This window comes from Enterococcus sp. DIV0187 (assembly GCF_051713785.1).
GTDB lineage: Bacteria > Bacillota > Bacilli > Lactobacillales > Enterococcaceae > Enterococcus_A > Enterococcus_A avium.
Map to the genome: position 1 here is coordinate 1,926,744 of NZ_JBIOQO010000001.1, position 23,282 is coordinate 1,950,025.

Here is a 23,282-nt window from a genome sequence, read left to right on the forward strand (position 1 = left end):
TTTTTCATGTTTAAAACTAAAGTAACTTAATGACTTCTCCTGATTCCTTGTCGAAGAAATGTGCTTTTCCTAAGTTGAAAACTAATTCTACTTGTGCGCCTGGTTTATGAAAATCACGTGCATCAACCTTGGAAACAAACTCCGTTTCACCGACTTTAGTGTATAAAAGTGTTTCTGCACCTAATAACTCAGAAACCATTACTTCCGCTTGCACAACTGCTCCGTCTGAAGAATCAATTGCGATCTGCTCGCTATGGATATCTTCTGGACGAATACCGAAAGTAAGTGTTTTTCCTTCATAGCCCTTGCGAACCAATGTGTTCTTTTCACCCTCAGGAATTTTCAAGCTTAAACCATAACCGTCTTTTATGAAGCCATCCTTTAATGTTACTTCAAAGAAATTCATTGCAGGTGAACCAATAAAACCAGCAACAAAGGCATTTTTCGGAGTGTCATAAACTTGTTGAGGCGTTCCAACCTGTTGAATCACTCCATCTCTCATGATGACAATTCGATCGGCCATTGTCATAGCTTCCGTCTGGTCATGGGTAACATAAATTGTTGTAGTTTCTAAACGTTGATGCAGCTTAGCAATTTCTGCTCGCATGGATACTCTTAATTTGGCATCTAAGTTAGATAGAGGTTCATCCATCAAGAACACTTTTGCATCTCGAACAATTGCCCGACCTAAAGCTACCCTTTGGCGCTGTCCGCCAGATAAAGCTGCTGGTTTTCTTTTAAGGTATTCAGTCAGTCCTAAAATCTCTGCAGCATTTTCCACTCGTTGTTTGATTTCAGCAGGATCATATTTTCTTAGCTTTAGACCGAAAGCCATATTGTCAAAAACGGTCATATGCGGATACAACGCATAGTTTTGAAAAACCATGGCAATATCCCGATCTTTGGGTGCTACTTCGTTCATGACTTGATCACCTATTTTCAGTTCACCCTCTGTTATCTCTTCCAATCCTGCTATCATTCGCAAAGTCGTTGATTTGCCACAACCTGAAGGACCTACGAAAACGATAAACTCTTTATCATCAATCTCTAAATTGAAATCAGTAACTGAATATTTTTCTGCATTGTCATATTTCTTATGAATATGTTTTAGTGTGAGCTGCGTCATTTAATATCCCCATCCTTCTTACTTTTTAATACCGATAAATCAAGATTCTCTAAGGTTTCAACAAGCACATCTGCATGTGGTAAGCTTTTTCGGTTTCCTACGCCGATAGCCAACATTCCAGCTTTTTTAGCCGCTTCAATCCCCGCATAGGCGTCTTCAAAAACGATGCACTGACTTGCAGGAATACCTATTCTTTTAGCCCCTAATAAAAATACTTCTGGATCAGGTTTCGCTTTTGAAACATCGTTACCATCAACAATCACATCAAAATAATCCTGTAATTTTGTATTTTTCAAAATCAATCCTGAATTTTTACTCGCAGAGCCGAGAGCAATTTTTAATTTTCTATCCTTTAGCTGATTCAGCAATTCAATTACACCAGGTAAAATTTCTCGTTCATCCATCTGGCTAATATAGCGAACATACTCTTTATTTTTTTGTTCCATAAATTTGTTACGTTCATCTTCTGAATAGCTTTTATTTCCTAATGATAGCAGGATATCCAACGACTTTATTCTGGAAACACCCTTTAAGCGTTCATTGTCTTCTTCTGTAAATGGAATGTCTAATTGATCTGCTAGTTTTTTCCATGCTAAAAAGTGATACTTTGCAGTATCAACCAACACACCGTCAAGATCAAAAATAGCACCTAAATACTCAGTCAATACAGTTACTCCTTACATTCTTTATTAATCTAGCAATCGATAAGCTGGTTCGTCTCAAATTTACCTCGGCATTATCCAATGCTTCACTTAAACTTTCAGGCTGTCCAATAATCGAGAAACACGCGCTAATCCCATAAGCTTCATAATCACTGAGCACTTGATCAACGCTGCCGCAGATCGCTAATACAGTTGTTTTAGCAGGCGCTCGCTTAGCTATTCCAACAGGAGCTTTCCCCGCCATACTCTGCTGATCCATTCTACCTTCGCCAACAATAATGAAATCAGCGTCTTGTGCTCGCTGATCAAAATCTAGTACATCTAAAACAAAATCGATTCCATGAATGATTTTGCCCTTAGCGAACCCTGCGATTCCAGCAGCCAAACCACCGCCTGCACCACTTCCGGGGGTATCAATTAACGTTTGATTGATTAAGCGATAAACTTGTTTCAATGCTTCATCCGTTTTTGATATCTCTTCGGTTTTTAAACCTTTCTGCGGTCCAAAAATAAAACTAGCGCCAGATGCACCACATAAAACATTCGTTACATCTGTCACCGCATAGATTTCTGCCGTCAATTCTTGTACATCTGTGTCATCTATTCTGACAATTTTTGACAAACTTCGCCCATTCGGTTGCAATAGATTTCCTTCTTTGTCATAAAATCTATAGCCTAAGCCTGCAGCAAGTCCGATTCCTCCATCAACGGTTGCACTTCCGCCAACACCGATATAAATTTTCTTCATCCCTTTTTCTTGAAGACGAATGATTAATTCTCCAAGACCAATCGTAAGGATATCCAACGGTCGGCGTTGTTCCTCAGAAAACATCGGCAAACCAACTAAATCTGCCATTTCAAAAAAAGCTTGATCTTGAAAATGCATGTATCGCATGGAGAATGGCTCACCATTCCAGCCGCTAACTGTCTCCCATCTTTCTTCCATCGAAATAGTTTGCGATAAAGCATCCAATGTTCCTTCACCACCATCACCTACTGGTAAAAGTTCAATCGTTGCAGATGGAAAAACTTGTTGGAAACTTTCTCCTAGGATAGTTGCTGCTTTTTTAGCAGAAAGACTACCTTTGAATGAATCTGGCATCATTAAAATTTTCATCGTATTACCTTCTGCTCCATTCTAATTTGTCTGCTAATAAATAGTTCTGACCTTCGATCATGATTGGCAGCTGCTTGGTAGATTCTTTTTTTAATAAAACAGAGTCTTGGGTCATCTGAACAGTAATCTTTTCATTTCTCCAATAAAAGTTGAACGTGAGCTGCTTCCATGCATTCGGAAGCTGTGGATTAATTTCTAGCACATCACCTTTTTTAATACCTGCAAAGCCAAAAATTACCGTCAGCCAAACCGCTCCCAATGCTGCACCGTGAACCCCTTCATCACTTGTATGGGGCTGATCATTCAAATCAATTCGACAAGCTGCTTGAAACATCTCATAAGCCCACTCTGCTTCATGAATTCTAGCTGCAACAATCGCGTGAATCGCTTTACTTAATGATGAATCATGAATTGTTCGATCTTCATAATAATAGAGATTTTGTTTGATTGTTTCAAAGCTAAATAGATCTGGCTGTAAATAAAACAGCATGACTAAGTCTGCTTGCTTTAGAATCTGCCGATCAATGACTTCTTGTCGAGAATACTCGGTCAGAATTAATTGATTCCCTGCCTGTTCCTTATACTTTGATAAGTCAATTACTGGTTTTTCCAAGAATGTATCGTCTTGTGGAATTAAGCCATCAGTATTTTTATCTGGTAAATAGAGTTTGTCTAGAAATTGTCTAAATTGTTCTTGCAACTGCTCATCACCGACCTGCTGCTCCAAAGCAGATCGTACATTATAGGCGGCTAAATAATTGGTATACGCATTATTATTGACGTGTTCCGTATATTCATCCGGACCAATCACATCATGAATTTCAATCCGCCCATTTATCTCAACACCACGGCTCAACCAAAAAAGAGCTGTTTCCTTTAATAGTTCTTTCCCATAATTATCCATAAATTCCTGGTCAGCCGTCGCTTGATAAAGATCCATCACAGCATAAGCGATATCCGCAACAATATGATGCTCTGCTACAGCCGATGATATAATTTGCCGTTTCCCAGTACGAATATTTATCGCTGCGTATTTTGGTGTCTCTTCATACCCTGTTAAGGCGCTTTCCCAAGGAAATAAAGCACCTCGATAGTTATTCTGTCGCGCTTTTTCTTTTGCTCCAGCCAATCTTAAAAATCGATATTTCAATAATTTTTTTGCCGTATCGGGCTCATTATGCAAGAAAAAAGGAAGAATGAATATTTCTGTATCCCAAAATACATGACCTTTGTAGCCTTCACCTGTTAACCCTTTTGCTGCCACACTGAATTGGGAATCATCGGGGGTCATAATTTGCAGATGATAGCATGCAAAATCTAAAGCCAATTGGTCAAAGGCATTTTGACTATTGACGACTACCCGATGTTCTGACCAAAAATCATGCCAAGATTTTTTTGTTTCCTTCGCAATTTTTTCATAAGATATTTCCTGGGCTGCAGCCTTTTTAGCAGACTCCAATGGATCATCAGCTTCTAAGCTGGAATATATATAAGCCACTTTTTCAAAAACGAATGAATCATTTTTCTGACAGTTCTCTTGAATGTTTGTTTGAATTTTTCTATTTTTCGCTGAAATAATTCCTGATTTATTTAGACGCATAGCCAGACCTACTGTCAAATGACTCTCAATCGTCTCATATTCAGCTACTAATAGGCGTTCATCATACACACGTATATCACGTTCGATTAAATGCTGGTTGCCACCGTTAGAAACTTGACCATCAATCCCCGTTTTGATGGAAATTTCAGCTGAACCACTCAATGGCTCTACGATCAGTTGAAAAGCAATCTGTTCCTTATTTTTTTGACTAACAATCCGTTTATTTGTAATTTTGAACCAATCGCCTTGTTCCGTTTGCCATTTTAATGAACGATTCAATTCTCCTGTTGATAAATCTAGCGAACGCTGATAATCTCTCACTTGCGGACTATTTAAGGAAAAAATCTCGCCATTTATTCTTAACTCTTGTTCTGTGATATCAGGCAGATTGACTAATTCAGCTGCCTCTGTACCGATCGTTCGATCAAAAATGCCCCGGACAAAAAAACCTCTATCCTGATTTCGATACTTTTCCTCATGTACTGCACGAACTCCTAAATAGCCGTTTCCCGTCGTCATTAGAGTTGCTTCTTTATTTAGTGTTTCTTCCTCAAATTGATTAAATTCTATTTTCATAGTTCTACTTTTTCACCTATTTCAGCCGATTGATATAATGCTGCAATCACTTTTTGTATAATATAGCCCTGTCTGCCGTCAGCAATTATTGCTTGTGGATCTCCAGCAACTTTACGACAAAAATGATCTATACTGGTAAAATGATTATTCGTTTCCTTACTTTCGATTTGTTTAATAACTTTAAGTTCCCCAGCTTGATCTGTATAAATTTTACCAGGATAGAGATTTGCACCTGCTTCGTCACCGCAAAGCTGAACATCTAAAACCTTATCCGCTTGTATATTTAACGCGAAAGATGTATTGATCCGAAGAATCCCGCCATTTTCAAATTCTAATGTTCCAAACAAGGAATCCTCTACTGTGTATTTTTCCGGGTCCCAAAATCCAAATGAACCTTGGTTCTTACGAGGACCGATTTTTTGATATTGATAACCCGAAACTGCCTTGATTTTTGGAAAATCCAATAGATATAACGCCGTATCCAACATATGTATTCCATAATCAATCAGCGGACCGCCGCCTTGAAGTGTTTTATCAATAAAATTTCCCCAGCCAGGAACCCCTGAACGTCTTAAGGCATTTGCTTCGCTATAATAAATATCCCCCAATAAGGCAATGTTTTCCTTCAACATCTGCGCTTCCGGTGAATAACGATGTTGAAAATCATAAGCCAAACAAACAGATTTTTTTTCTGCCAGCTTCCACATATTTTCTGCTTCAAGGCTCGTCATGGCTGGCGGTTTTTCGCAGAATACTGAACACCCTGCCGCTAATGCACTCATTACACTGTCATAATGAAAACGATTGGGTGTACAAACACTTACGATATCTGGTTGTTCCTCTATCAACATTTCTGTAGTTGATGTGTATGCCTGCTTAAATTGATTTCTTTGACAAAAAAGCTCGGCCCTTGCTAAATTAGGATCAACCACTGCTACTAATTGAAACGTTTCTGGTTTTGTTAAATAATAGGCTGCATGGACTTTCTCTGCTACTTGGCCAGCACCGATAATCGCTACTTTTTTCATTACTCGTTCCTTTCAAGAAAAGCATAGTTGAGCGTTCAACTATGCTTTTCTCATACATTCCTTTAAGAAGTTGATAGAATCTTGATAAATTTTAGGAAGATCTTCTCCACGTAATCGGCATTCGTATACTAAACAACCATCATAATTGATCGCTTTGATTGTCTTGAAATGTTCAACAAAATTGATGGCTCCGGACCCCGGCTGATACCGATGATTATCCGCTAAATGTATGTGTCCCACATAATCCTTTTGCTCGATCAACGCTTTTGAAATACTATCTTCTTCGATATTCATATGGTAAAAATCAGCGGTAATTTCAACATGCACCAATTGATTTTCATCAATGTATTTCCGAGCATCAGCTAATAAGTTGATCATATGATCTTGATACCGATTCAATGGCTCTAAATATATTTTGGTTCCCGTTTCAGCGGCTATCTTCTCTAACTGAATCAAAGAGGCACTAACTGCTTTAAAATCTCCAGCTTGACTTCTTGGAGAAACCATCGGTGGTAAACGATAGGTAAACATGCCCCAAGCCGCAGGAACAACGATGCCTTTCCCGCCTACTTCAGCTAACGCTCTTAAAATATCAGAAATCTGTTCAATCCCTCGTAAACGACGTTCTTCAATAAAATCACCGATCCATCCATCGTAACCATTACAGGCAGTTTCTACTAAAATCCCCGTTTCTTTCATTGCTTCCTTGACTTCTTCTACGTGTTCGACTAACAGCTTGCCATCTATTTCGTAGGTTTCAAACCCTAACTCTTTGATAAATTGAAATTTTTCTTTTATGTCTGTTGGGAAAAATGCTTGATCTTGCGTGCCAAATCTCATGATATAATCTCCTTATTTGTCTTCGTTCAATCCTTTTAGTTTAAAGCTCTACACCCATTTTCACACTTAATGAAGGGTCTTGGTCAATGTAGCGCATATAGGCTTCCGCACTTTCAGCTAACGGAACAATTGGCGCAACAATCTCTGAACAATCTAAGTAACCGCTCATTAGCAGTTCCCAGCAAGTATCTTCAATTCGTTTGCGATTCCAACGCGGATATTCGGGATTCGGCTCACTTGAAGCACGAGCAAAAATAATCTTCGCATTATTAAAATGGGCTTCACGACCAAAATTTAATCCTTCTGGGAAGGGTTTAGCAAAAGCAACATAGGAAATAATTCCGCCATAAGCAATGCCTCTCAAGGAAGCTTGTAAAGCACTAGCAGCCCCACTGGTTTCAATGACAGAATCGACCCCCATTTTATTGGTAAACTCCTTCATTTTTAAACCGACATCTTCAGTTATTGGATCTAGACTATGAATAGCACCAAATTTTTCCGCTAATGTTCGACGTTCTTTGATTGGATCAATGGCGATGACCTTTGCACCAGCATTAACTGCAATTTGTACTGCGATTAAACCAATCGCGCCAAGACCAAAAATTGCAACAAAATCACCAGCGCGTACATTGGCTACGCGAGTACCACCCATCGCAAATTGTGCTGGATCGTAACATACTGCATTTTTCCAACTACCCAAGCTTGCCATTTTCCGTAGTTTATAGTTGTCTACACCTTTGACGACCACTGTTTCTCGAATGGGGCCATAAGTACAAACAATCTCTCCGATTTGATATTCGGTAACCTCATTGCCTATTTCCACTACTTCTCCAACCACCATATTTCCTAATGGCAGATCGCCGAACTCAATACCGCGAGGGCTTCCTGCCTCACGTGGCATAAACATATTCCATTCTGAAGAAAACTCATCATCGATAAATGGACTGATCCCTCTAAAATCAACGACTTCTGTTCCAGGCTTAGGAGAAGCAAACTTCACCTTGATCAGTACTTCGTCTTCTAAAATAGTTCTCTCCTCATACTCTTTTAAACCTGCAACTCGTGGTTCAAGCGCTACTAATTTTTTCACGATTTTCATCCTCTTTTTCTAAATTATCCTTTGACGCCGCCTTCAATGGCTCCGCCTTTAATAAAACGTTCTGAAAGTGAGTACATGATGACTACTGGTAAAGCAGTAATCAGTGAAGCTGCCATCATTCTGCCCCAAACATAGTCTGGGGTACTAAATAACGTGTTCAGTCCGATTGGCAATGTAAACTTATCGGTTGATGAAAGGAAGATCGATGCGAACAGAAAATCATTCCAAGAAACCATAAAACAATACACAAAAACTGAAATAATCCCCGAAAATGCTAGTGGTATCATGATTTGTATGATGATCTGAAAACGGCTCAAACCGTCGATCATCGCCGCCTCTTCAATATCTTTAGGGATTGTTTCAAAGTAACTGCGCAACATAAAAATTGCTGTCGGTAATGTTTGAACCACCATTGTTATGACTAAAGAAGTTCTAGTGTCATATAAACCTAATGAAGAGATAATTTTGAATAGCGGAACGACAATCAAAATACCTGAGAACATATACACCGTATAGAAACTCGCATTGATTTTATTACGTCCCTTAAAGTTTAGACGTGCTAACGCATAAGCACCACCAATTCCAATAATCACAGCGATAACAGATGCAAACAACGAAATAACAAAGCTATTCTTAAAATAGTCGACAAATGGAAAAATCTCTGGATTAAAAATATCGACAAAATGTTCTGTCGTGAATTGACGCGGTAAAATACTCGGCGTAGTCGAAATCGCTTCACTGCTGCCTTTAAAAGATGTCATTAGCATGATCCAAAAAGGGAACAGGTTAATTGCTAAAAAACAAATAACCATGGCATAAAAGAAGATTTTTTTGACTTTTTTATTTTTACCCATTGTTTAGATCCACCCGCTTTCTTGAAATTAGAATCACGACAGCAATAATAACGAATAAAATCACTGAAATAGCCGAAGCTTTACCTAAGTCATTGAATGCAAAGGCTGTTTTATAAAGATAGACACCTAATATATCCACTTTATTTGTCAGTAAATAGACATCAGTAAACATATAAAACATCCAAATAGATCGCAAAACAATAACTGTGGCGAGGACCGGCTTGATCGCAGGTAATGTAACAATCTTGAATTTCTGCCAGAAATTTGCGCCATCGATATCCGCCGCTTCATACAAGCTCTTATCGACAGTTTGCAAAATTGCCAATAAAGAGATGAAGGCATAAGGATAGTAGCGCCAGATTGCAAAGATTACGACTAAAGCAAAACTTGAACCTGGATTATCAAACCATAATGGTGCTTCGCTGAAAAGATGTAATTTATCGACTAAAAAATTATTGATAATACCATAGCCATTATTGAACATATATTTCCAAGCAAAAATTAAAGAAATAGAAGGTGTGACATAGCTCAGAATAATCAAAGAACGAACCAATCCGCGGTACTTAAATTCACGGTTAAACGCAATCGCCACTGCTAAGCCTAAAGCGGTGCTTCCCAAAACGACTAACGCTGTATAAGCGATCGTCAAACCTAATGATTTATAAAAAGCAGGGTCCTTTAAAATATCTAGATAATTGTTCAATCCAACAAAAGTAGACTTTAAATTCGCATTTAACGGCAAATCTAAAAAACTAATCTGGATATTTGACAGCATTGGAAAGAAAACCAATACTGCCAATAAAATCATGCTTGGTGCTAATAAGGCAATAGCAAATTTTGTATCTGTTTTGTTTGCTATATTTTTCATAACCCGCTCCTACTCCTCAATTGATTCTTGAGCCGTTTTTAATGCTTTCTCAGGATCTTCCTTACCAACAGTTACGCCATTTACCGCTTTTGAAATAGCACCAGAGCTAGTAATATCTCCCATTTTTGTAAAGTTTTTATCGCCAACTAAACCAAACACTTGGACCTTATCAAATGAGCTGGCAATTTCTTTCGGAAGCTCGCCAAAAGCACTGATTACTTCATTTGATTGGTAAGAAGAGCTATCGACAACTTTTTTGTTTACTGGTTGTGCTCCGCCAGGTGACATCAAGACCCATTTTTCCATATTTTTGGCTTCTGATAGATACTCAACAAATTTTTCAGAAGCTGCTTTTTGTTCTTTATCTAATCCAGCAGAAATGGTTAATCCCGAAACTGTTCCATAAACGGCCTCTTGTTTGTTGGTCGGAATTGCAAAACCAATCTCTTCTGACTTTCCTTCTTCAAAAACAGACGGCAAAATATACGTTGAATAAATCGCCATTGGGGTTGAACCATTCATGAAGGCATCTTTAATCTCCGTTACGTCATTTGAACCTGGCATGGTGTATTGCGACAATTCTTTATAATAATCCAAAGCCTGCTTCATTTCTGGCGTATTAATCGTCACTTTTCCTTTATCATCCAACACATTTGCATTATTCGAAAGTGCAAACTGTGAAAAGGCTTGTTCAGTCATTGTACTGTCGGCGGTCGGCATTGCGATGCCGTATTTCTTATTGCCTGCATCATTAAAATGCTTCGCGATCTCTAAAACTGAGTCCCAAGTTGTTGGTTCTGAGAATCCAGCATCGCTCAGCGTCTTTTTGTTATACCAAATACCTTGAACCCAACCGCTTATCGGTGCTGCAATATATCCTGAACCATCTTCTGTACGAACCAATTTTTTGGCGCCATCGTAATATTTGTCTTCACCAACTTTTTTCATGACATTGCCAACAGCTTTTTGATCGATCAGTTCATCCTTATCCATTACCTTCGCGAAGTCTTGGCTGACCTCAATAACACCGGGAAGCTTATTTGAACGGGCCAACGTAACAACTTTTGTGTTATACGCATCTTCTTCAACTGGCATTTGTTTCACTTTAATATCTGGATTTTCTTTTTCAAAATCGGCAACCAGCTTATCAATTACTTTCAGTCGATCTTGTTCAACTGAAGAATGCATAAATTCAATTGTCGTTTTCTCATCATCCTTCGCGCTTCCTCCGCCACATGCTCCCAAAGTCAGAGCCAACACTGCCAATGCCGTACCAAAAATCATTTTCTTTGCTTTCATTCCACTGTCTCCTTCTTGATAGTTCTAAATTTTTTCCAACCAAACAAATTGGTAAGGTTCCAAAATTACTTCCTTTTGAATAACGCATTCATTTTTTGTTAATAAATTAATATAGGTTCCAGCATCAAGTGAAATCGTTTGAGCTTGATCGCTCATATTATGTAATACGTAAACCTTTTCATCTCTAACAATTCCAAATGTTGCATGATTCGTTCCCAGAACTCGCATAGCACAATTAGGATGGAAAGCTTCCTCGCTTCTTCGCAGTTGTATCAGCTCTTGAAGTTCACGGTATACTTGGTTTCTAAATGACCCACTTTTCAGTAAGCTGTCACAAATTTCTGAAGCTTTATATTTCTGGCGATTAATTGTTCGATTCGCGCCTGTCTTTTCAACACCTTCATAGTAGTTGCGTCCGCCTAAAATACTTTGCACATAAACTGCCGGTATCCCAATAATCGTCAATAAAATAGAGTGAGCCACCATGAAACGCTTCAGACGCAGCTCATCTTCATCTGATTGGTTACTTAAAGCGTCAATATAGGTTGTATTAATCTCGTAAGGACTGAAAGAACCATCTGGATTTTGTTTATAATTTACTAGTGCTCCCTCTTTTTCTATACTAGCAACTAAATCAAGAATTTCTGCTTCATCAATAATTCCTCGAATCGGATTTAAACCAATTCCATCATGAGATGCTAAAAAATTGAAGAAGGATACTTCTTCCGTTGGTAGATAGATTTCATTTGCCCATTTTTGCAAATAGCTAGTATTCCCTGTTCGAATCGCATGCAATACTAATGGAGGTAACGGAAATTGATAAACCATTTGCGCTTCATTAGTCCCGTCCCCAAAGTAACTGATATTATCTTGATGAGGCACGTTCGTCTCTGTAATCAAAATCGTTCCTGGAGCTACCTCTTCCACAATGCTTCTAAAAAGCTGAATGATCTTATGGGTTTCTGGAAGATGGATACTGCTGGTTCCAGCTTTCTTCCATAAAAATCCTACTGCATCTAGACGAATAAAATCTGCTCCTTGATCTACATAAAACAGCAGCACATCAACCATTCTTAATAAGACCTTCGGATTAGCAAAATTCAAATCTACCTGATCATCACTAAAAGTCGTCCAAATATTGCGTATCTTCCCATCTAAATCGACAAACTCTGATAACAACGGTGACGTTCTCGGTCTTGTAACCATACTTAGATCAATCGAAGGATCACTTTCGATAAAAAAGTCCTTATAGCTAGTGCGATTATTCAAGTAACCTTGAAACCAATTACTTTTTGCAGACATATGATTGCAAACGAAATCGAACATCAAACGAGCATTGCGATTCATTACCTGAACATCTGCCCAATCACCGATTTCAGGATTTACCTGTTCATAATCAATCACCGAAAATCCATCATCTGAGCTGTAAGGAAAAAACGGTAGGAAATGTACAATTGGAAATGTATCTGAAAAAAACTGCTGATACATTTTATTGAAGATGGTTAATTTAGTTTCTCCATCCTCATAAAACTGATCGCCATAAGTAATCAAAAACACATCATCTTGATCCCATTGTCCTTTTCTAGGTCGGATATTCTTATTTTTATATCCCTTGATTCTTTCAGATATTGCTTCTTTTAGAAACATTGCTTCATCTTGATGCGGATAAATTGCAGAAATGATTTCTTCGATCAAATAAAAAACTCCTTTCTTGTGGGAGCGCTCCCACCTCACACCAAGATAATATTATAGTAAGCGGTTTCTGTCAATTGTTTTTTTAAATAATTAACCGCCTTTATGGACAAATCATCGATAATCCAGTAATATTCTAGCTGTGATGGTACCGCTACCAGCGTTAGGAGGATTTTTTTGAAACCAACAATTTATGATATTGCGAACAAATCTGGAGTCTCTAAATCCACAGTTTCTCGTGTATTGAACAATCAAGATAATATTTCACCAGAGGCCAAAGAAAAAGTTTTAGCAGCAATTAAAGAATTGAATTATATGCCGAGTAAGTTAGCACGTGGACTTACTGGTAACGGATTTGATGCAATATTGGCTCTTTCACATCGATCGGTTCGTTCAACAAGCGGCAATCCTTTCTTTTCTGATGTTATCCAGTCTATTTCAGCTGTATCAGAGAAAAATGATTTTGATTTGATTTTGCAAACATCTAAAAACAATCAGGAAGAAGCGCAAAAAATAAGAAATAAACTCAATGAAAAATTGATACGGGGAATAATCATCTTAAGTGCTTCTCAAGATGAACAATATCTAGAGGAACTTGATGCGCTAAAAATTCCAATCGTAATTATCGGAAAACTGGAAAAGGAATATGAGTATATTTATTCGGTGGATACAGACAACTATAGTGATAGTTACCAAATGATTCAAACTTTGATTGATCTGGGACATAAGGAAATAGCCTGTCTGCATGCTCCTCTGAATATTCATGTATCAGCAGACCGAGTAAATGGCTATCGTAAAGCTTTATTTGATAATTATCTAGATATAAAAAATGAATGGATTGTCGATGGGGGCTATGTGCTAGAGGAATCTATTCAGGCGGCTAAAAAATTATTTAGTGGTAAACAATTACCTACTGCTATCTTTGCAACAGATGCTCTAAAAGCTCTTAGTCTCTTTCAAATTATTGAAAAAGAAGGGTATAAAATCCCTGATAACTTCTCTTTGATTGCATTTAATGATGAATCCTACTCTGCCTTTTTCACCCCTCGTCTTTCAGGAATCAATGTTCCTACAAATATTTTGGGTACAAAAGCAACAGAGCTACTTTTCAAGCTGATTAACGGAGAGAAAGATTTACCAAAAAAGGTCATCGTACCCACTGAATTGATTTTGACGGACTCTGTAGCAAAAAAATAGATAAACAAGGAGCTGTGACAAAAGACTTGTCATAGCTTCTTTTCCCGAATAAACGGTGTTCCAGAAGTAGCTTCTTCGGAAATAAGCCGAAATTTCACAAAAATTTGAGAAACAATTTTCGGTAATTCCTTCTTATTTCTTGAAGCTGACCACTTCTATCACAACCTCTGTTTATCTTTTCATCTACAAAACCACCTGAAAGTTCTGGTTCGTCTTTGCTTGAATTATCGGATGCTGCTTCAAGTAATCCGCAATTAATTCTGTCATATCTACCTGAATTTCTCGCACGATTTTCTCCGCACCGAACATCTCATAATTTCCTCCACCAATTGCTCGGTAATGATTGGTGACTATTTCCAGTTCTTGCTCTGGCAGGATTGCTTGATTTTGGAAGGTTAGGTGAGTGATTCGTTGGCCAACAGGTTGATTCATGTCAATAGTATAGTCGATCCCTTCATACATATCATAATTGTAGTATTGCGGCTTAGGTTTGATAAAGGCAGGATTGAAAACAACCTTCCCCTTTTCAACCGCCAGATAACTCGCAGATTGCTCTAATGCCGCACGCAAGTCGGCTCCGCTGACTTTGATCACAGCTAGTGTATTAGGATAGATATAGTTGGTGATGACGTCCCGCATAGTGATCGTTGAACCAAATCCTGTTCCTTCGTTATTGAACAGAGCCGTTCCAGAAATTTTTGCCTTACTAGCTTTCATTTGCACGCGATTAATAAATTCTACATAGGGATGTTCCACTAAACGCGCTTCCATCGGATCGTTAATCGCCATGTCACCTTCAACTTGTCCCAAGGTTCGGTCCAGCCAATCGTCTAAATCCGTTTCTGCGGTTTCAACGGCTGCAAGAATTTTCGGATCAGCAGCCACATCTTCTAAAGAATGCACCCCGGCTTGGCTATCTGTCACTACTACTTTTCCTTCTATTTTCTCAACTGTCAGCTGGATTTCTCCGATGTGATTTCCACGATACCCTGGCTGAACAACAGGCACACCATTGACAATGTCGGCAATTACTCGATGCTGATGTCCAGTAAACAGCGCATCGATCCCTGAAACCTCCTGCAGCAACTGATAGCCTTCATTCTCGCCAGTCAGAGCCTCAGTTGGTTCTCCTGTCATTAAGTTCCTTTCGAAGCCGCCATGATAACTGACTACTACGACATCTGCTTGCTGCCTTAAGATTGGTATATATTTTTTAGCAGTCTCAACAATGCTTTCAAATGTAATACCTTTAAGAGTAAGGGGCTTTTCCCAATGTGGAATATATTGAGTAACCAGTCCAAGAACAGCAATTTTTAATCCTGCTTTTTCAATAATCGTATAGGCTTTTCCAAAGTAGGGGTCTCCTGCTTCATTCAAGATGTTCGCTGCCAGCACAGGTGCTTGATAGCTGTCGATAGCTGCTTGTAAATACTCCAAGCCATAGTTGAACTCATGATTGCCAATCACTTGAACGTCATAGTTCATTTGATTAATTACTTTGGTTAACGTACTAACCGAATACTTTCCTTGAGCAATATAATAACTTAACGGTGAACCCTGAATAAAGTCGCCATTTTCAATCGTCACAACAACACCTTCAGCTTTTTCCCGTAATTTCTTTAATTTTGTTGCGACTTTAGCCGCACCAAGGGCTAGATCGTGTTTTCCAGCATAATCAGTTGGGTAAACATAGCCGTGCATGTCACTGGTTTCGAGAAAGGTTATCTTCAATCGTATCGCTCCTTCATTGATTAGACGAAAAAGACCGAAGCACAAAAAGCAGTTCGGTCTCTTCAGTACTTTTATTAGTTTATCAGCGCATGTCCAGAGTCTTCAACACATGCCCTGAAATAAAATTTTCTGTCGTTTGATGGGTGATCCTTCCCTGCTCCACACAATAAAGATTATAGCCGTAGCGTTCTTCAAAGCGGACCAAGCCGTCGCCTACATTTTCTCCGACAAAGGACATACTAGCCACAGTAAAATAAGGAATACCATTGATTTCATCCATAAAGAAGTGATGCGTGTGTCCGTTTAAAATACAACGAATATCATATGGTTCAATTAACGCTAAAAAGCGTTCTGTGCCAGGCCATTTTGGCATATTGCTTTGCTGCGACAGTAAATGGTGGTGGGTTACCAGTATAATCGGTTGCTCTTTATATTCTTCCAGCACCTCCGCTAGCCACTGAAGCTGCTGCTCATCTACAATTCCATCTGCATAGCCATAGCTGGAATTATCAAAGGAGATGACCGAAAATTCTGGATACATCACAACCTGGTTGTAAGGTTTTTCAGAAGCCTTTTCTCCAAACCAGCCAGCCCAAAAGTTCTCCTTAATATCATGGTTACCAAGTGTGACAATCATCTCTGTTTCGCCTAAAGCTTCCTGCAGCCAGTTCTTCAGATAGCGATAATCTTCTACCTCGCCATCTTCAGTCAGATCACCGCTGATGATTACCAAATCAAGTGTTGTCCGTTGTTGCAGCTGATGCAGGTACTTCTCCAACGGAATAAGCGGACTTTGCATCTTGGCTAACATGCCTTTATAGCCGCCCTCGCTCGTTTCATATTCTCTGCGAAAATGTATGTCTGATATATGCAATATATTCATGTGCTATCTCAATTTCTTTCTTATAATTCCGGTTATTTGGTCCAAAATAAATACGGTAATAACAACCCCGATTAAAATAATACTGACCTTGCTCCATGACCGTGTTTGGATCGCAAAAATCAATGGTGCCCCGATCCCGCCAGCACCTACTAATCCTAGTGTAGCTGCACTTCTAACAGCAATTTCAAAATGATTTAATGCCAATGAGCTGTAAATTGGCAACAAATAAGGTACTCGAACAAAGAAAATCGTTTGCCAAAAATTAGCTCCGACCGCTTCCATCTCTTCGGTTAATCGTTCATCCATCGCTTCCATTTCCTCGGTAAACAGCTTCCCTAACATACCGATTTGATGAACACCAATCGCCATCACTCCAGCAAATGGACCTGGACCGACAACTTTCACAAAAATAATCGCAAAAACTAATTCTGGAAAGGCTCGCAATACATTGCAGACGAACTTCCCAATTTTTGTAACTAACGGATGTGCCTTCCAGAGATTAACAGCACTCAGCAAGGTTAACGGAATCGCCAAAATTGTCGCAATCATCGTTCCTAAAAAAGCAATGCCAATCGTCAACAGCAGCAAACTTACTAAATCCTCTCCACTGCCATCATAAAGAAATGCCCAATCTGGCTGCGCCAGTCCTTTAAATACATCCATTCCCATCGAAAGAGAAAAAGTACTTAAACCTGAATAATCCAAACTGAAGGCTGACCAAATCACCAGCAGCGCCACAACCGTAAGAAAGAGCAATGTTCGTCTACTCATGTCGCGAATCATCATAACAGTGCCCTCCTCACACGTTCACTCAGTTTATCTACCAAGGCCACCGTGACTAAAATCGTTAAAATAATTATTGATACCCGTTCATAATTTAATAAAGCCAGTGAGGAATTCAAAATAACGCCAATCCCGCCAGCACCAACATAACCCAGCACTGTTGAAGCCCGTACATTCACTTCAAACGCATAAAACATATAGCTGACAAATTGACTCAACACTTGAGGAGCAATTGACCAGACAGCAATTTGCAACTTGGTAGCTCCTACTGCAGCCGCCGCTTCGATTGGACCATAGTCAATTGTTTCAATTGCTTGAAACATCAACTGAGAAATCATTCCAAAGGTAAAAACAGCAATCGTCAGCACCCCAGTAGCTTCTCCTATGCCAAAAATAGCGACAAAAAGAGCGGCTAATAGCAGGTTAGGAATTGTCCGAACCAAGCCCAATAAAAACCGAAAAATAGTGGATAGCCAGCGGTTTTCCGTCACGACCGTCGTTGCCAGAAAGCTGATAGGAATCGCAAAAGCCACACCAATCACCGTTCCGACTAACGACATTTGCAGCGTTTTAACCATTGGAGTGACCAGCTTCGACAAATAACTAAAATCTGGATGAATAAGTCGTGACAAAAAGTCTGTCATTTGCCCAGAGTTGGCAAACACCATCGCAAAATCAGCCGAAGTCAGGCCCACACTTGCTTGAAAACAAAGCACTAAAACTATCAGAATCAACAGGTGCTTGTACCATTTAAAGTGGACAGTCTCTTGCAATTTCATCGCGATCCCCTGCCTTTTCTTCAAAAATGGCTTTGCCGTAAATTTGAGTCAGCTGCTCGTCGGTCAAAGCATCCGGCGAGCCATCAAAAACCACCTGTCCAGCTTTTAAAGCAATCACTCGCGTAGAAAACTCCCGAGCTAAAGGTACCGAATGAAGATTGACAATCACGGTTTTAGCCATTGTTTGATTAATCTTTTTTAAATCCTCCATCACCTTTTGGGTGGTGATAGGATCTAAGGAAGCCACCGGTTCATCTGCCAAAATAATCGGTGCTTGCTGAACGAGCGCACGAGCAATCGAAACCCGCTGCTGCTGACCACCGCTCAGTTCATCACTGCGGGTTTGCAGCTTGTCAGATAAGCCTACTGTTTCCAAGGCTTCTTTGGTTCGTTGATAATCTTCCTGCGTAAACAGCCCAAAGATACTCTTCCAGGTGGAATAGTAGCCTAGTCGGCCCGATAGAACATTTTTCTGAACAGTACTGCGCTTCACCAGATTAAAACTTTGGGAAATCAATCCAATCTGACGGCGAATCAGCCGCAGCTCACGCTTATTGGCCTTAGTTATGGATGTACCGTTAATTTGAATGTTGCCATCTGTAATTGGAACCAATCGATTGATGGCTCGCAATAACGTACTTTTACCAGCACCACTTAGTCCAATGATCGAGACAAATTCCCCATCATCAATAGTCAAATTGATATCCTTTAGGCCCACCACTCCATTGGGATAAACCTTTGAAACATTCTCAAAAATAATCATGCTCGTTCTCCATTTTTAAGCGATCGCCGACACATTGGTCGACAATCGCTCGTGTTTTATTCTGCAGCTTTTTTAGTATATTCTCGAATCGTATCATAGGCTGAATCGGCAGCTTTTTCGTAGCCTTGGTGACTCCATAAGGCCATCGCTTCTTTTCCTTCTTTATCGTCTTTCATGCCTAAGAAAACTTTTTTGATTTTTGCTTTCAATTCTTTGTCCATATCAGGCTGAACAGCAATTGCATCATTAGGGATATCCCCTTCTGTTAAATACAATACTTTCAAATCCTTCATCAGGTCATTATCAGAAAATTTTGAAGCAAAGACATTACGCGCACCTTCAAAGACGAATGCTGCATCCATTTGACCATTTAAAACAGCAGTAATTTCACTTGGAATATCATTCACCGTGGTCATTTTCGCATCCGCTGTTGGATCAACTCCGGCATCCTTTAACTCCGCTACTGGATAAATATAACCGCTGGCAGAATTAGGACTCAACGTCGCAATATTTTTTCCTTTTAAATCTGTTAACTTTGTCATATCGCTGTCTGCTTTTACTAGAACTTCTCCTTTGAAGGTATTAGTCAGTTTGTCTTTTAGCGGCAGACCAGACTCTTGATCATAATCGCCTAGCTGAGACGTTAAAATAGCTTCTGCAGCGTCCATGTCTTTTGCCTGTACATATGCTGCGGGCGGCATAATTCCTACATCAACCTGTCCTGAAGACATGGCCTCAACAATTGTTGAATAATCGGTTGCTAAGGTTACCTCGACATCACGATCTAGTTTTTTCGATAAATAGTCTGCAAAAGGTTTTGCTTTGGCTTCCATGCTGCCATCGTTATTAGTTGGCACAAATTGGACAACTAATTTTTCCTTGCTGGTATCCTTTGAGCTATCGCTGGTATTTCCCGAACTACCACAACCTGTCAATGCTGTTAGTAACATCACACCTATGAAACCTTTTGCTAACTGTTTGAATTGCATTTTTTCTCCCCCTGTTGGAAATAATTTCTATTACCTCTAAATCATAGCAAGTTCATCAAAATAATGAAGTGACACGTGTCATCTTTTACACGATTTTTACATACAATTTACAAACAAACAGAATAATTGTTCGTGTTGAGTCCCAATCTATTCTAGGCTATAATGAAAAAAATGAACACTTTAGGAGTGGTTTCTTATGAAGAAAATTCACGATTCTCAGCTGCTGGCTGCTTACGTGAAGCAACACGATCTTCAAAATTATATGGATGCTGACATTTTAACAATGGCTTCTTTGCAGTCCTTTCAAAAGGAAGAACATTTGATTCGTACCGGAACCACTTCTGATTACCTGTATTTTCTGGTGGAGGGCAGTATGATGGTTTATTCCTACCCCTCTGATACCCAAAATATTTGCATTGATTTTGTCACAATCGCTACGCCACTGGGGGAAGCGTCATCATTATGGGGCCTTCTGCCTAAAAGCAGTGTCAAGGCTGTTACTGATTGTATTTGTGTTTCGATTCCCTTGAATCAATACCGCAACACCCTGCAGCAAGATGTTCGTTTCTTACAGAATATTTGCCAACTGCTAAGCTATCGGTTAAATTCCGGCGTCAACCTCGCAAACTCATTAATTGAACCAGTAGAAACACGACTGGCGAAATTTATTCTAGCCCATCAGAAGCAAGGAAAATTTTCATTTCGCCTGACTACCTGCGCTTCAATCTTAAACGTCAGCTATCGCCACCTTTTACGAACAATCACCAATTTCCGCGATGCCCAGATTTTGGAAAAGCAGAAAAGCTATTACCGGATTTGTGATATCCAAGCGTTAGAAGAATTGGCGGAGAATCTGAGCCATTCAGCACGGTAGGATCTAATTTCCATAAACAGAAAATCCTCACAAACCAAATAATAGCCTTCTTTTTAGATAAAAAAGAAGCTTAAACGTGAAAAGTTTAAGCTTCTTGATTATCTCAGCTTATCCTGCTACGAATGAGCGTACCATCTCTGTAACAAGCTCATCATTTCTTTCAAAGAATGAAGGCAGTCCTACAAAGTTAAGAATAATATACTCCGTCTCTGTTTCTAAAAAATAGAAGCGGATTTCTGTATTTGCTCCATCAGCAACTCCTATAAAGCTATAAAGTTCTCCTGTATAATGTGGTGTTTGATATGGCTCTTCCTTAATCGTGTCTTCTTTTATTCGAACTTCATCATCAGATTTCATTTGTTCTTCCATCGCACTCTTTAAAGCAACGAAATCATCGACATCGGTCTTCTTTACTCCTGAAACCATTACTCCTTCAACGTTATTATCATTCTCGGCACTAAAAGAGAATTCGTCGTCTTCAAGAACTTTCCAGTTATCTAAAATCTTCATTTTATAATTCGTTCCTTCAACTTGAAAATCAACATCCTTCATTTCTATTTTCTTTTCTGAAGAAGATGTTTCTGTTTTTGAAGTTGAAATTTCTGTCGTGGATACTGATTCGCTATTTTTCTCTGATTTACTGTTTTCCTTTGCTCCACCTGAGCCGCATCCAGCTAAAGCTGCAACCATTACTGCTAAAACAATCCATTTTTTCATCCTATATTCTCCAAACATCCTAGTTTTAGATGACGCAATTTCCAAACAAAACAAATGGGTTATACGAAGTTACCTAATTATTATTTTGTTAGGTGCTTTACACGGGATCAGAATTTCCTTGTATGGCATCCGTATCTTCTTGTGTGATCAAGATATTTCCCACCTCAGTTTGATCGGGTCTTAAATAGATCACTTGAATTTTCGCATCAGGAACCATCCCTTTGATTGAATCCATGATTGGTTTCATTGCCTCAACCATCACAGGCTTTAATGATGCACTATCCATTTCAAAGCCTGGATCTTCAGGCAGAGTATACCGATAAATAATTGTGTGATTTTCACCCGCAGCAATTTCAATGTTTGAATAAGCTGCTCCTAATTGCTCTTTCATCGCAGGAAGTTGAGACTGTGCCGCTTCGATCATAAATTCAAAAAGCTTAGAGTTCCCTTCTTCTGAACTTGCTGTTTCTTCAGTAAGTATTACTTCTGAAGAAGAAGCAGAAGATTTCTCGACCACTTTCCTCGTTTCTGAAGAAGCTTCTTTCTCTACTGTTTTAGAAGTATTAGCTGATTCATTTTTAGAACAAGCAGCTAAGCTAACAAAAGCAAAACCAACAACGATAGCCTTTAATATTTTCTTTTTCATCCTATATTCTCCTCACTATAAATTTTGATAACTTTTTCAACCCTAGTTACAGTTTACACTAATTTTAAATTGATTAATAACTTAATTTATTTTTTCAGCAAAAAAAGAAACACATATCATAATTTTCCATTATACAAAAAAAAATAATCATTCTAATAAACTGAGTTTACGCCTATTAATTTTTTAATATGAGAAAAAGTGCTGATTAATTTCCTTCGTACATTTGAAACTATGTCTAACTCTAAAATACCTATTATCACAGTTCTCTTCTGCAAAACAAATAAGCCAATTTTTCTTTTTACTGATAGAAGTAAATCCGCTTTTTATGTTTTATTTGAAATGGATGCATATGTGAAGTTGTACATAGTGATAAATGATAATACAAAAGACTAATTCCCCTCTTCTGAAGGTGTAATTAGTCTTTTTTGGAGTCCTATATTCCGATTTAAATCTGAATGTTCTCAGGTTGTACCTAGAGAACGAAAAAACACCACGATCTTTTAAAATCGTGGTGTTTGCTTAACTAACTATTTATTCGCGCGTTTTTGGTACGTACCTTCTTGTGTATTGATTTCAAGCATTTCGCCTTCTTCAATAAAGTCAGGAACATTCACGACTAAACCTGTTTCCATTGTCGCAGGTTTACCAGAACCAGTAACTGTCGCTCCTTTGATTGATGGTTGTGTTTCAACGACTTTCAGAACAACTGATGTTGGCAACGTAATACCAATCACTTCGTCACCAAAGAATTGAATTTTAACTTCCATGTTTTCAAGAATGTATTTCATTTCTTCTTCAATCGTGCCTACAGGAATTTCATATTGTTCGTAGGTTTCTAAATCCATGAAAATCGCTACATCATCTTGGCTGTATAAATATTGCACAGGTTTCGTTTCGATCATCGCTTTTTCAAATTTCTCTTCTGGACGGAATGTCGTATCATACGTTGAACCAGAACGCACGTCACGTAATTTCATACGCATAACTGTATTTCCTTTACCAGGTTTGTGGTGGCTAGCATCTAATACTTTGATCAACTTTCCGTCTTGAACAAAAGTCATACCAGCACGTAAATCGCTTGCTGAAATCATTAATAAGCACTCCTATTCCTATTTTATATGTTTGAATTCTCTACTATGAAAACTCGATGGATCGTTAT

The 23,282-nt window shown here is 38.8% G+C and carries 22 protein-coding genes; 2 read left to right on the plus strand and 20 right to left on the minus strand.

Annotated features, from left to right (window positions below; genetic code table 11):
• Positions 1-16 precede the first annotated feature (16 nt).
• Genes IGI52_RS09420 through IGI52_RS09470 form a run of 11 tightly spaced genes read right to left on the minus strand, consistent with a single transcriptional unit; the run spans position 17 to position 12,764 of the window.
• Complete coding sequence (locus tag IGI52_RS09420) at positions 17-1,126, minus strand: ABC transporter ATP-binding protein (protein ID WP_438781151.1); 1,110 nt, start codon at positions 1,124-1,126, stop codon at positions 17-19.
• Positions 1,123-1,791 (minus strand): beta-phosphoglucomutase, encoded by a 669-nt coding sequence (gene pgmB / locus IGI52_RS09425; protein WP_438781152.1) that lies wholly within the window; start codon positions 1,789-1,791, stop codon positions 1,123-1,125. Before pgmB ends, IGI52_RS09420 begins: the two co-directional genes overlap by 4 nt.
• Entirely contained in the window at positions 1,784-2,905 is a 1,122-nt protein-coding gene (locus IGI52_RS09430) for a glycerate kinase (RefSeq protein ID WP_438781153.1), read from the minus strand. Before IGI52_RS09430 ends, pgmB begins: the two co-directional genes overlap by 8 nt.
• A 4-nt stretch (positions 2,906-2,909) precedes the next feature.
• Positions 2,910-5,081, minus strand: a complete 2,172-nt coding sequence (locus tag IGI52_RS09435) for a glycoside hydrolase family 65 protein (protein WP_438781154.1) — start codon at positions 5,079-5,081, stop codon at positions 2,910-2,912.
• Positions 5,078-6,109 (minus strand): Gfo/Idh/MocA family protein, encoded by a 1,032-nt coding sequence (locus IGI52_RS09440; RefSeq protein WP_311894063.1) that lies wholly within the window; start codon positions 6,107-6,109, stop codon positions 5,078-5,080. Before IGI52_RS09440 ends, IGI52_RS09435 begins: the two co-directional genes overlap by 4 nt.
• A gap of 39 nt (positions 6,110-6,148) precedes the next feature.
• Positions 6,149-6,949, minus strand: a complete 801-nt coding sequence (locus IGI52_RS09445) for a sugar phosphate isomerase/epimerase family protein (protein ID WP_438781155.1) — start codon at positions 6,947-6,949, stop codon at positions 6,149-6,151.
• Between the two features lie 40 nt (positions 6,950-6,989).
• Positions 6,990-8,039, minus strand: coding sequence for a zinc-dependent alcohol dehydrogenase (locus tag IGI52_RS09450; protein WP_438781156.1), 1,050 nt, complete (start codon positions 8,037-8,039; stop codon positions 6,990-6,992).
• Between the two features lie 23 nt (positions 8,040-8,062).
• Positions 8,063-8,902 carry a carbohydrate ABC transporter permease gene (locus IGI52_RS09455; RefSeq protein ID WP_137439744.1) on the minus strand — a complete coding sequence of 280 codons (840 nt, stop codon included), beginning with the start codon at positions 8,900-8,902 and terminating at the stop codon, positions 8,063-8,065.
• Positions 8,895-9,770, minus strand: coding sequence for a carbohydrate ABC transporter permease (locus tag IGI52_RS09460; protein ID WP_016181368.1), 876 nt, complete (start codon positions 9,768-9,770; stop codon positions 8,895-8,897). The genes IGI52_RS09455 and IGI52_RS09460 overlap by 8 nt, the downstream gene beginning before the upstream one ends.
• Before the next feature lie 9 nt (positions 9,771-9,779).
• Complete coding sequence (locus tag IGI52_RS09465; protein WP_438781158.1) at positions 9,780-11,069, minus strand: ABC transporter substrate-binding protein; 1,290 nt, start codon at positions 11,067-11,069, stop codon at positions 9,780-9,782.
• Between the two features lie 24 nt (positions 11,070-11,093).
• On the minus strand, positions 11,094-12,764 hold the full coding sequence (locus IGI52_RS09470) for an alpha-amylase family glycosyl hydrolase (RefSeq protein ID WP_438781159.1): 1,671 nt from the start codon (positions 12,762-12,764) through the stop codon (positions 11,094-11,096).
• A gap of 174 nt (positions 12,765-12,938) precedes the next feature.
• Here IGI52_RS09470 and IGI52_RS09475 point away from each other — a divergent pair, with 174 nt between their 5' ends.
• Entirely contained in the window at positions 12,939-13,958 is a 1,020-nt protein-coding gene (locus tag IGI52_RS09475) for a LacI family DNA-binding transcriptional regulator (RefSeq protein ID WP_438781160.1), read from the plus strand.
• 183 nt (positions 13,959-14,141) lie between these two features.
• Here the strand turns inward: IGI52_RS09475 and IGI52_RS09480 are convergent, their stop codons facing one another.
• From IGI52_RS09480 to IGI52_RS09505, 6 genes are all read right to left on the minus strand, one after another.
• Positions 14,142-15,689 carry a bifunctional metallophosphatase/5'-nucleotidase gene (locus IGI52_RS09480; RefSeq protein WP_438781161.1) on the minus strand — a complete coding sequence of 516 codons (1,548 nt, stop codon included), beginning with the start codon at positions 15,687-15,689 and terminating at the stop codon, positions 14,142-14,144.
• Between the two features lie 82 nt (positions 15,690-15,771).
• Complete coding sequence (locus IGI52_RS09485) at positions 15,772-16,572, minus strand: metallophosphoesterase family protein (protein ID WP_127979534.1); 801 nt, start codon at positions 16,570-16,572, stop codon at positions 15,772-15,774.
• Between the two features lie 3 nt (positions 16,573-16,575).
• The gene (gene phnE / locus IGI52_RS09490; protein WP_016181362.1) at positions 16,576-17,358 is read right to left on the minus strand and encodes a phosphonate ABC transporter, permease protein PhnE; all 783 of its coding nucleotides are present in this window, start codon (positions 17,356-17,358) and stop codon (positions 16,576-16,578) included.
• Entirely contained in the window at positions 17,355-18,134 is a 780-nt protein-coding gene (phnE, locus tag IGI52_RS09495; protein WP_438781163.1) for a phosphonate ABC transporter, permease protein PhnE, read from the minus strand. Before phnE (IGI52_RS09495) ends, phnE (IGI52_RS09490) begins: the two co-directional genes overlap by 4 nt.
• The gene (gene phnC / locus IGI52_RS09500) at positions 18,106-18,897 is read right to left on the minus strand and encodes a phosphonate ABC transporter ATP-binding protein (protein ID WP_438781164.1); all 792 of its coding nucleotides are present in this window, start codon (positions 18,895-18,897) and stop codon (positions 18,106-18,108) included. The genes phnE (IGI52_RS09495) and phnC overlap by 29 nt, the downstream gene beginning before the upstream one ends.
• 56 nt (positions 18,898-18,953) lie before the next feature.
• A complete protein-coding gene (locus tag IGI52_RS09505) occupies positions 18,954-19,886 on the minus strand; it encodes a phosphate/phosphite/phosphonate ABC transporter substrate-binding protein (protein WP_016181359.1) in 933 nt (310 codons plus the stop codon).
• A gap of 196 nt (positions 19,887-20,082) precedes the next feature.
• Here IGI52_RS09505 and IGI52_RS09510 point away from each other — a divergent pair, with 196 nt between their 5' ends.
• Entirely contained in the window at positions 20,083-20,760 is a 678-nt protein-coding gene (locus IGI52_RS09510) for a cyclic nucleotide-binding domain-containing protein (RefSeq protein WP_049221533.1), read from the plus strand.
• Positions 20,761-20,868: 108 nt separating this feature from the next.
• On the opposite strand, the gene IGI52_RS09515 is transcribed toward IGI52_RS09510, so the two are convergent.
• The 3 genes from IGI52_RS09515 to efp all read right to left on the minus strand — a co-directional run bounded on the left by IGI52_RS09515 (position 20,869) and on the right by efp (position 23,214).
• The gene (locus IGI52_RS09515) at positions 20,869-21,477 is read right to left on the minus strand and encodes a hypothetical protein (RefSeq protein ID WP_438781165.1); all 609 of its coding nucleotides are present in this window, start codon (positions 21,475-21,477) and stop codon (positions 20,869-20,871) included.
• A gap of 97 nt (positions 21,478-21,574) precedes the next feature.
• Positions 21,575-22,123: a hypothetical protein gene (locus IGI52_RS09520; protein WP_438781166.1), complete on the minus strand. Its 549-nt coding sequence runs from the start codon at positions 22,121-22,123 to the stop codon at positions 21,575-21,577.
• A gap of 527 nt (positions 22,124-22,650) precedes the next feature.
• Positions 22,651-23,214 (minus strand): elongation factor P, encoded by a 564-nt coding sequence (gene efp, locus IGI52_RS09525; RefSeq protein WP_016181355.1) that lies wholly within the window; start codon positions 23,212-23,214, stop codon positions 22,651-22,653.
• Positions 23,215-23,282 lie beyond the last annotated feature (68 nt).

Coding starts and splice junctions, on each gene's coding strand:
- IGI52_RS09420 (WP_438781151.1), bottom strand. CDS start 1,126: ATGACGCAGCTCACACTAAAACATATTCATAAGAAATATGACAATGCA.
- IGI52_RS09430 (WP_438781153.1), bottom strand. CDS start 2,905: ATGAAAATTTTAATGATGCCAGATTCATTCAAAGGTAGTCTTTCTGCT.
- IGI52_RS09435 (WP_438781154.1), bottom strand. CDS start 5,081: ATGAAAATAGAATTTAATCAATTTGAGGAAGAAACACTAAATAAAGAA.
- IGI52_RS09440 (WP_311894063.1), bottom strand. CDS start 6,109: ATGAAAAAAGTAGCGATTATCGGTGCTGGCCAAGTAGCAGAGAAAGTC.
- IGI52_RS09445 (WP_438781155.1), bottom strand. CDS start 6,949: ATGAGATTTGGCACGCAAGATCAAGCATTTTTCCCAACAGACATAAAA.
- IGI52_RS09455 (WP_137439744.1), bottom strand. CDS start 8,902: ATGGGTAAAAATAAAAAAGTCAAAAAAATCTTCTTTTATGCCATGGTT.
- IGI52_RS09460 (WP_016181368.1), bottom strand. CDS start 9,770: ATGAAAAATATAGCAAACAAAACAGATACAAAATTTGCTATTGCCTTA.
- IGI52_RS09465 (WP_438781158.1), bottom strand. CDS start 11,069: ATGAAAGCAAAGAAAATGATTTTTGGTACGGCATTGGCAGTGTTGGCT.
- IGI52_RS09485 (WP_127979534.1), bottom strand. CDS start 16,572: ATGAATATATTGCATATATCAGACATACATTTTCGCAGAGAATATGAA.
- phnE (WP_016181362.1), bottom strand. CDS start 17,358: ATGATGATTCGCGACATGAGTAGACGAACATTGCTCTTTCTTACGGTT.
- phnE (WP_438781163.1), bottom strand. CDS start 18,134: ATGAAATTGCAAGAGACTGTCCACTTTAAATGGTACAAGCACCTGTTG.
- phnC (WP_438781164.1), bottom strand. CDS start 18,897: ATGATTATTTTTGAGAATGTTTCAAAGGTTTATCCCAATGGAGTGGTG.
- IGI52_RS09505 (WP_016181359.1), bottom strand. CDS start 19,886: ATGCAATTCAAACAGTTAGCAAAAGGTTTCATAGGTGTGATGTTACTA.
- IGI52_RS09510 (WP_049221533.1), top strand. CDS start 20,083: ATGAAGAAAATTCACGATTCTCAGCTGCTGGCTGCTTACGTGAAGCAA.
- IGI52_RS09515 (WP_438781165.1), bottom strand. CDS start 21,477: ATGAAAAAATGGATTGTTTTAGCAGTAATGGTTGCAGCTTTAGCTGGA.
- IGI52_RS09520 (WP_438781166.1), bottom strand. CDS start 22,123: ATGAAAAAGAAAATATTAAAGGCTATCGTTGTTGGTTTTGCTTTTGTT.
- efp (WP_016181355.1), bottom strand. CDS start 23,214: ATGATTTCAGCAAGCGATTTACGTGCTGGTATGACTTTTGTTCAAGAC.